This is a genomic window from uncultured Gimesia sp., from assembly GCF_937919775.1.
GTDB lineage: Bacteria > Planctomycetota > Planctomycetia > Planctomycetales > Planctomycetaceae > Gimesia.
Genome location: NZ_CALFPF010000664.1, coordinates 1 through 9,135 on the forward strand (window position 1 = coordinate 1; position 9,135 = coordinate 9,135).

The 9,135-nt window shown below is 49.4% G+C and carries 6 protein-coding genes and 2 pseudogenes; 5 read left to right on the forward strand and 3 right to left on the reverse strand.

All coding sequences use genetic code 11. The annotated features are described in order from the left end of the window. A pseudogene (locus Q0294_RS18875) lies at positions 1-286 on the reverse strand (TrkH family potassium uptake protein); the annotation flags it as partial. A gap of 151 nt (positions 287-437) precedes the next feature. Between Q0294_RS18875 and Q0294_RS18880 the strand changes: the two are divergent. Next, on the forward strand, positions 438-2,387 hold the full coding sequence (locus Q0294_RS18880; protein ID WP_299468555.1) for a VCBS repeat-containing protein: 1,950 nt from the start codon (positions 438-440) through the stop codon (positions 2,385-2,387). Between the two features lie 28 nt (positions 2,388-2,415). Beyond that, positions 2,416-2,982 carry a DUF1802 family protein gene (locus Q0294_RS18885; RefSeq protein WP_299468557.1) on the forward strand — a complete coding sequence of 189 codons (567 nt, stop codon included), beginning with the start codon at positions 2,416-2,418 and terminating at the stop codon, positions 2,980-2,982. 79 nt (positions 2,983-3,061) lie between these two features. On the opposite strand, the gene Q0294_RS18890 is transcribed toward Q0294_RS18885, so the two are convergent. Together Q0294_RS18890 and Q0294_RS18895 are read right to left on the reverse strand one after the other, a co-directional pair. Beyond that, positions 3,062-4,381, reverse strand: a complete 1,320-nt coding sequence (locus tag Q0294_RS18890) for a nucleotide sugar dehydrogenase (RefSeq protein ID WP_299468559.1) — start codon at positions 4,379-4,381, stop codon at positions 3,062-3,064. Between the two features lie 311 nt (positions 4,382-4,692). Then, the gene (locus Q0294_RS18895; RefSeq protein ID WP_299468561.1) at positions 4,693-6,783 is read right to left on the reverse strand and encodes a M3 family metallopeptidase; all 2,091 of its coding nucleotides are present in this window, start codon (positions 6,781-6,783) and stop codon (positions 4,693-4,695) included. A 209-nt stretch (positions 6,784-6,992) separates the two neighbouring features. On the opposite strand from Q0294_RS18895, the gene Q0294_RS18900 reads away from it, so the two are divergent. The 3 genes and pseudogenes from Q0294_RS18900 to Q0294_RS18910 all read left to right on the forward strand — a co-directional run. Further along, positions 6,993-8,009 (forward strand): alpha/beta fold hydrolase, encoded by a 1,017-nt coding sequence (locus Q0294_RS18900; RefSeq protein WP_299468563.1) that lies wholly within the window; start codon positions 6,993-6,995, stop codon positions 8,007-8,009. Positions 8,010-8,092: 83 nt separating this feature from the next. Beyond that, entirely contained in the window at positions 8,093-8,497 is a 405-nt protein-coding gene (locus tag Q0294_RS18905; protein WP_299468565.1) for a hypothetical protein, read from the forward strand. 59 nt (positions 8,498-8,556) lie between these two features. Beyond that, positions 8,557-9,135, forward strand: a pseudogene (locus Q0294_RS18910) (hypothetical protein); the annotation flags it as partial.

The following is a 9,135-nucleotide window of genomic DNA, read 5'->3' on the forward strand; positions in this document are numbered from 1 at the left end:
GAAAAGGCAGGCAGCCGAGTATACCGGAATAAATCCAGCTCAGCCCCACAACGGCTAAGGCCTCTTTTCGTAAGATCGTTCCGCGCTCATTACGTCCCAGAAGATACAGGAATGAACCGGAAACAAGGCTGCAGGCGATGGCGCCGCAAATGCCCCAGAAACCCGCAACTTCAAATTCGCGGGTTTCACCAAAAATCGGAAATGCCCAGGGGAGGCTGAACACCATTGAGGCCCCGACGAGCATTCCCACGAGTCCCAATAAACGACAAAGAAGCAACCAATTCATTATATTTCAACTTATTGATTCAGTACTGATTTGAACGACTGGAATCTTCCAGAGTATTAGAGTTAAATATAGCAAGGCATAAATTCTTAAGATTATAGCACGTCTGTGCTTTTTGAACGATAGTTCTCATTCCGTTTTAGGAAAATCCATTATGGTCGCTCAAAACCTTTTACGAACAGTTTTTCAGGGTTGTGCTGTCGTCTTGATTTTTTCAGGAACTTTTTCGCTGAAAGCGGAAGAGTTAGAGCAGTTAACCTATCACAATCCGCAGCTTGACGTGGATTTGGGAGTCGGGTTGTGGGCCTGGCCACTTCCCATGGATTATGATGGTGACGGCGATCTGGACCTGCTGGTCTCCTGTCCTGACAAACCTTCCAATGGGACTTACTTCTTCGAAAACCGGTCGGACGGCAAAGAGAAAATGCCAGTCTTTGCGCCCGGCGTTCGCCTGGGGAAAGGATATCATAATACCTGTCTTTCGTATGTAAATGGAAAGCCACGGGTATTGGTTTCGGGACGTGAAGTGGTCGATTTTAAAAAGAATGGTTTTGATAAACTGATCCCTTTACCCGTCGAACAAAATGTGCACGGCAAAAAAGTCCGTGCGAATCAATGGTACTATGTTGATTATGACGGCGACAAAGATCAGGATCTGATTGTGGGGGTCGGCGACTGGAGCGACTATGGATGGGACGACGCCTATAATGAACAGGGGCAATGGACCAATGGGCCGCTGCATGGCTTTGTTTATGTGTTGCAAAATTCGGGGACTGATGAAAAACCGGAATATGAGCAACCGACCAAAATCAAAATTGGCGATCAGCCTCTGGAAGTGTTTGGCTGGCCCTCTCCCAATTTCGCCGACTTCGATCATGACGGCGATCTGGATCTGATCTGCGGTGAGTTCCTGGATCAATTGACGTATTTTGAAAATACGGGAACGCGAACAGAGCCCCGTTATGTGGCCGGTCGCCGCTTAGCCAGCAATGGCCAGCCTTTACAGATGGACCTGCAGATGATCGTGCCTGCTGCGATTGACTGGGATCAGGATGGCGATATCGATCTGGTCATTGGTGATGAAGATGGTCGCGTCGCTTTCATGGAGAATACAGGGGAACTATTGGGAAAGCTGCCTCAGTTTCTCCCTCCGCGCTATTTCCGGCAAAAAGCGGCTGGTGTCAAGTTTGGAGCGCTGGCAACCCCTTATGCTTTTGACTGGGATGGAGACGGGGATGAAGATCTCATCTGCGGAAATACCGCCGGCTATATTGCTTTGATCGAAAATCTGGATGGCAACCCGCATTCACCCAAACTGGCTGCACCACGTTATCTGCAGGCAGGAGGACGACCGATTCGCATTCAGGCGGGCCCTAATGGATCGATTCAAGGTCCCTGTGAAGCAAAGTGGGGTTATACCACCCAGACCGTCGCAGACTGGGATCAGGACGGTCTGCCTGATTTGCTGGTGAATTCGATCTGGGGAGAAATTCTCTGGTATCAGAATATCGGTACACGGAAAGAACCAAAACTGGCTTCCGCACAGACGGTCAATGTGGAGTGGGATGGGGCTGCCCCGAAGCCAGCCTGGAACTGGTGGAATCCGCGCGGCAATCAACTGGTCACTCAGTGGAGAACAACGCCTGTCGCCGTCGATTATAATCAGGACGGTTTGACCGATCTGGTGATGCTGGATCATGAGGGATATCTTGCTTTTTTTGAACGGGTTCGTGAGGGCAAGGAACTCAAATTATTACCGGGGCAGCGCATTTTTGTGGATGAAACTCTGAAGCCGATTCAGATGAATCCCAAACGGGCGGGCGGCAGTGGTCGCTATAAACTGCATATTGTTGACTGGGACGGCGATGGTCGGCTGGATCTGCTTGTGAACAGTATGAATGCCGATTTCTTTCGCAATGAAAAAACCGTGGACGGAAAAGTGGTCTTAAAAAATCAGGGTCCCCTCAGCGAGCGGAAGCTGGCCGGTCATACAAGCAGTCCCTGTACGGTCGATTGGGACAAAGACGGCATTCGTGATCTGATTGTCGGAGCCGAAGATGGTTACCTGTACTGGATGAAAAATCCGCGTTCAACGAAAAAGTAGCATCACAGCTTTTAAGTGACCTGGAAATATGCTGTCACAGAATCAAATCGCATTTAAAGAGTGGGGCGCTGTCTGCGCTGCATTAGGGCAGGGGCTGCAGTCGGTGATTGTCCGTAAAGGGGGCATTCACGAAGGACAACAGGGATTTCGCGTTGAACATCGGGAGTTCTGGCTCTTTCCGACCCGCTTTCATCAGGGGGCCGAGCAGTTGCAGCCAGAATATAGCGATTTGCTCACAGCACCGATTGCGATGGAACCTGCTTCGGGAAAGATCATGCTGGCGCTGTATGCTGTTGTTGAGAAGGTTCTGGAAATCAAAACACCGTCAGCGCTGCCCGGCTTGAATTCGATTCAGGTATTGAATCAGGAAACGATTCAGCAGCGGTTTGAATATAAAAATCCGGGGCTGTTTGTGTTACTCATTCGTGCATACCAGCAGTCACAACCATTTGAGGTGGAAAACGAAACACGTTATGCCGGCTGTCGAACCTGGGTTGAGCTCTCACGTGAATTTCCTACAGGCAATCTGACTCCGGTGCTGACCGACGAACAGTTCCGCCAGCAACAGCAGGCATTTGAACAGATTGTTGTCTAATTCAATCAGATCAGAAGCGGGAATAAAAACAGCCCGGTTTTAAAGGAACCGGGCTGTGCTATGGTCACTGAATGAGTGCTTAAGCTTTGAAGATTTTTTCCCGGCCTTGCGTGACATTTTTGGTCGCGTTCCGCGTATCCAATACCATGCGCGAATGCTTGACGATAAAGTCATAATCATAAGCACTATGGTCGGTGGCGATCAGCACACAATCCTGTTCTGCCAGATATGCGGGCGTTAATTCCTGGCTTTCCATCGCCGGCACATTGTGATGCCGCATCTTCGGGAGGCTGGGGATGTGTGGATCATTATAAGTAAATTCGACACCCCGCTCGAGCAGCAGATCTAACAGGTGGAAAGAAGGGCTTTCGCGCGGGTCGTCGACATCTTTTTTGTAGGCGACGCCCAGCATACAGATTTTACTTCCCTTGAGAGGTTTCGACTGCTGATTGAGGAATTCTGCCAACCGGTCAATGACGTACCGGGGCATTCTGGTATTCACTTCTCCCGCTAACTCGATGAAGCGTGTGGTGAGTCCTTCCTTACGGGCCAGCCAGCTCAGATAGAACGGGTCGATGGGAATACAGTGTCCGCCTAATCCGGGACCGGGATAAAAGGCCTGGAAACCGAAGGGCTTGGTTTTCGCTGCATCAATGACTTCCCAGACATCGATGCCCATCCGGTCGAATAATGTTTTGAGTTCGTTGACCATGGCGATGTTGACAGCGCGGTAGGTGTTCTCCAGAATTTTACAGGCTTCAGCGACTTCGACTGAAGAAACAGGGACCACATTCACTACCGCATGTTTATACAAGGCGCAGGCAATTCGCAGGCTGTTTTCATCCATACCGCCGACGACTTTGGGAATTCTCGCAGCGGAGAAATCCGGGTTGCCGGGATCTTCCCGTTCGGGGCTGTAGGCGAGATAATAATCTTCGCCAACGGTCAGGCCTTTGGCCTCCAGAATCGGCAGCAGAACGTCTCGGGTGGTTGTGGGATATGTTGTACTCTCCAGTACCACCAGTTGGCCGGGACGTAAGGTTTCTGCAATGGCTTTTGCCGTATTTTCCACATAGGTCAGGTCAGGGTCACGGCTGGTGGTAAGCGGGGTAGGTACGCAGATCAGCAGTGCATCAGCTTCTTTCATGCGTGATAAATCGGTCGTCGATTCAAACTGTTTTTTTTCCAGCCAGGCAGACACCGTTTTGGAAGGAATGTGTTGAATATAGCTTTTGCCAGCTTGAAGTTGATCGACTTTCTTCTGATCAACGTCAAAACCCAGCGCTTTGAAGCCACTATTCACAAAGGCATCAATCAGCGGTAGCCCGACGTATCCCAGGCCGATGATTCCAATAATTGCTGTCTTGTCTTTAATAGCCTGCTCAAGATGATTTGCCATCTAATCGCCATCCTTGTTTAAGTCGTAAGTGCAGGTGAATTGTGACATTGGTTTGGGCGGATCATATCAGTCGAACTTATTTCCTGCAAGCATTTTAGCGAACAAGCTGGAATCGCCGGTTTTAGGAAATCAAAGGCCTGTTTCAGGCCGAATTTCTCATCCCGCGCCGCACAAAAAATATGATTCAAGCGTCTGCGTCGGGCCATCGTTTAATCAAAAACAGAGCGCAACCTGGATGATTACGCCCTGTCTTGAATGTGAAAACAGATGTCTTTGCAGACTTACGAAATAATCGATGACGCAGGTTGAATTTACAGGAGTCCTGTATGACGTAACAGTGGTTCAGGACTGGGTTCGCGGCCCCGGAACTCTTTAAAGAGATCCATCGGATGGCGGCTGCCCCCCATCGCAAGAATCGTATCACGGAAACGTCTGCCGGTTTCGGCGACTGCCTGTTCATCATCGAGGCCCGCATCTTCAAACGCACTGAAAGCGTCGGCACTGAGGACTTCAGCCCACTTATAACTGAAATAACCGGCCGCATATCCCCCGGCAAAGATGTGCTGGAAGGAGCACAGAAAACGATCTTCCGGGAGCATGGGTAATACCGATGAGGTTTTGCCGACCTCACGCTGCACGTCGAACACGGATTGTGGACCATCCGGATCAAATTCGCTGTGCAGTTTCAGATCGACGACACCAAACTGGATTTGTCGCAGCATTTGTGTCCCGGCCTGAAAATTTCGTGCTGCCTTGATTTTTTCAAATAACTCATCCGGCAAGGTTTCGCCGGTTTTAAAATGTTTGGCCATGCCCAGCAATGTTGGTTTATGGTAGCACCAGTTTTCCATGAACTGGCTGGCCAGTTCGACCGCATCCCATTCCACCCCATTTATGCCGGCAGCATCGGCTTCATTGATGATGGTCAACATGTGCTGCAGGCCATGTCCGAACTCGTGAAAGAGTGTTTCCACTTCGCGAAACGTCATCAGTGACGGCTTTGATCCCACCGGCGGAGTCGAATTACAAATCAGATGCGCGACCGGAATTTGTACATTTCCGTTAATGATTTTGCGACCGAGGCAATCATCCATCCAAGCACCGCCTCGCTTATCTGCAGGTCGCGCATAAGGGTCGAGATAAAAACCGGCAATGGTTTTTCCTGCTTCATTGGCAATGCTGAAATAACGGACATCTTTATTCCAGACGGGAGCCCCTTCCGGTGCTGGCGTGACGGTAATTCCAAAAATTCGATGCACGAGTTGGAACAGGCCATCCAGTACTTTCTCAAGCGAGAAATAGGGACGCAATTCTTCGTCGGTATAACTGAATCTCTGCTCGCGCAGTCGTTCGGACCAGAAAGCAAAGTCCCATTGGATGATCGCTGCGGTTTCACCCTGTTCTGCGGCGAAGGTTTGCAGATCTTTCAAATCCTGCTGGCCGGCGTCCCATGAAGCGATACGCAGTCGTTCTTCCATTTCCAGGACAGCTTCGATGCTGGGCGCCATTTTTTCGGTGAGGCTGACCTCGGCAAAATTCGCATATCCGAGTAACTGGGCTTTTTCCTTGCGCAATTTCAGAATCTGGGGGATCAAAGGAGTATTGTCGATTTCACCTTCCGAAGCCCGTGTGATGAATGCCCGGTATACTTTTTCCCGCAGGCTTCGGTTGCGACAGTGCTGCATGAACGGACCGAAGCAGGGGAAATCCAGGCTGATTCTCCACGGGCCGTTTTCAGGAGTCGCCTCGGTTTCGGCCTCTTTCTGATCCCAGCTATTGTAGGATTGAGCCGTTAATTGTTTAAGGCTTTCCGGAAATCCCTCCACCTCACTGGCATCGGTAATGATCAGTGTAAACGCTTTCGTCGCGTCTAGTACGTTGTTGGAAAATTTGTTGGCGACACGCGACAATTCCGTAGCAATTTCATTAAATCGCGTGAGTTGTTCGCCTGCAAGTCCGATGCCGGCAAGTTCGGCTGACAGAAGATGTTTATCCACGATCCTCTGCTGCGCATCGTTGAGCTTGTTCCATTCACTGCTGTTACGCAGCGTTTTCATGGCTTCATAAATCGGCTGACTTTGTTTTGCCTTCAGCGAGAAAGCGACAATCTCCGGTAAAACGCTTTCGTAGGCTTCGCGTAACTCGGGTGTGTTTTTGACTCCCAGCAAGTGACCGACCGGCCCCCACGAACGTTCCCAGGGGCGATCTAATTCTTCCAGAGGCTGCATCAACCCTTCCCAGGATGGTTCTGCCTGTTCTTCGATTTTCTTCAGATCGGCATTTGATTGTTCAAGTAGCGATTTTACAGCCGGTTGAATGTGGTGAGCTTCGATGCGATCAAAGTGGGGCAGCCCTTCTGAAATCATAAGAGGGTTGTCTGCTAAAGTCTGCTGCTGGTCCATTGGTTAAACGATCCTTCCTGAGGGATTCTCTGATATTCAAAACGATTGGCATTCCCTGCTGCGATCATAGTTCAGCTGTGATCAGAGGAGCCATCATAAAAATTGTCGGACTTCATTAAAAGGCATTCTATATATTCGCCGAATCGATACAATGCCTTGTAGAAGTTTACTTAATAAGTGACTGTGTCCGATACCGCGGATGGCGTGAAATGCGAAATCTTTTATCTGTCTGGACTGGAATCGCTCTGCTGGGCCTGTTACCGACGATTGGTGGAGCTGATGAGCCGCAAGAATCGACCGTGCAGAAGGAAATTGAGGAAATCCATAAGAAAGTGCTACTTATGAAAACGATGGGTGGTCGTCAATTCTGGGGTGATGTACAGTTTTTTCAAGGTTGGAAAATACAGCAAAATGTGATCAGCAAGCATTATCGCCTGTTAGATTCCGCAGATCAGCGTCATGCCAGCGGAACACTGTCAGAATGCCAAAAACGACTGGACGAAATCAGGCAAGCCGCACAGTTGAAACCCATGCAGGGAAAGGCCGTGATTCTGATTCATGGCATCATTCGCTCCTCCAAGTCTTTTGAAAAAATGAAGAGCGCCTGTCGGGATGCCGGCTGGCTGGTGGTCCCTTTCGATTATCCCAGCACGCAACTCACGATACCGGAGAATGCTAAATATCTGGAACAGGTCATTCGTTCGCTGGAAGGCATCGAAGAAATTGATCTGGTGGTACATAGTATGGGCGGGCTGGTCGTCCGATCCTGGGTGGCACAGCAGACAACCGCCGATCCCCGAATCAAACGGATGGTGATGCTGGGAGTTCCTAATCGTGGGGCGGATATGGCAGACCGGTTTCGCTCCAATTTATTATTTAAAGTCATCTTTGGTCCGGCTGGCCAGCAACTGGTAACTGAGGCAAACAGTGATTTTATCGCCGCTCTGCCCACGCCTCCCTTTCCTTTCGGAGTGATTGCCGGTGGACGGAATGCCTTGAAGGGGTATAATCCGCTGATTCGTGGGGATAATGATGGTACTGTGGGCGTGAGCAGCACTCGTTTGCCGGGGGCTGCTGATTTTATTTTACTCCCCGTACTCCATTCCTTTATGATGAGTGATGCCGAGACGACTGCCAATACGCTGCGTTTCCTGGAAACCGGTAAATTTCGTGAAACCGGCGAAGTTCAACCGATTCCTGTAGCAGAAACTGCGACTGCTCCCTGAATTTGGTCGATACAAATGTGACATGAAAGATCAAACGCGGGTTAAATGTTTTTGAAACTAACCGAATCGAATGGGCGGAATATATGGACCGAGACCAACGACATCTGAAGATACTCTCGAAAGTACAGATCATTTTTGGGATTACTAATCTGTTTGTCTCTTACCTCTATTATAAAGCGATTTTCATTCTCGTCGACGAGTATAGAAAATTTCTCGAGCAATCAAATCCTGAAGTGGAAGTTGCATTATTGCTGGGCTTCGGTTTTGTGATCTTTTTAATTGGGATCGTTATTTTATTTTGCATTATACTGGCAGGACAGTCTCTGGCCCGATTTGAGAATTATAAATTTTGTTTCATTGTGGCGGCGTTTGAATGTCTGATGATCCCCTTTGGAACCATCATTGGCATCTCTACCATTCTGATTCTGCGACGTGATTCTGTAAAAACATTGTTTGAGAATGCGAAAGTACAGAAAGATGTCAGCTAGCCTGTTGACTCAAACTTTTACCTTGTCTTAAAAATTGTCTAACGAAGCACATTCTGTTTATGTCTCACACGCACACCACATCGACTTCAAAAGCAGTTTCGACCTGGGTCTGGAAATCGATTAAGTGGGGATTGCTGGCGCTGGTCCTGTATTTCGTGGGGCGTCAGGGGTATCAGCTTTATGAGGAGCAGGGAGCGTCCCTGGCAAAAATCCAGATCAAACCGGGCTGGCTGATTCTCGCGGGGTTCTGCAATTTCGTGGCCTGGTTGCCTTCGGTCTGGTTCTGGCAGCAGCTCATGATTGCCTCAGACGAACATCCCGGCTTCTGGCCAACCGCACGCGCTTACTACTGTGGTCATTTGGGAAAATACATTCCAGGCAAAGTATCCGTATTACTGATTCGGGCCGGACTGTTAAAAGAATACGGCGTACGTGTTTCCGTGGCCGCGTTGACAGCCGCCTATGAGACAATGGCAGTCATGGGCGTGGGATTAGTGGTTTTCCTGGCGCTGGTCCCCTATGTCATCAACACAGAACAACTCGCCGAATGGCCTGCCTGGATTCAGTCCATTCAATCGCGACCGCTGTTGGTACCTAGCTTGTTTTTATTCGCATTGTTTGTTTCTTTACCCTTCTTG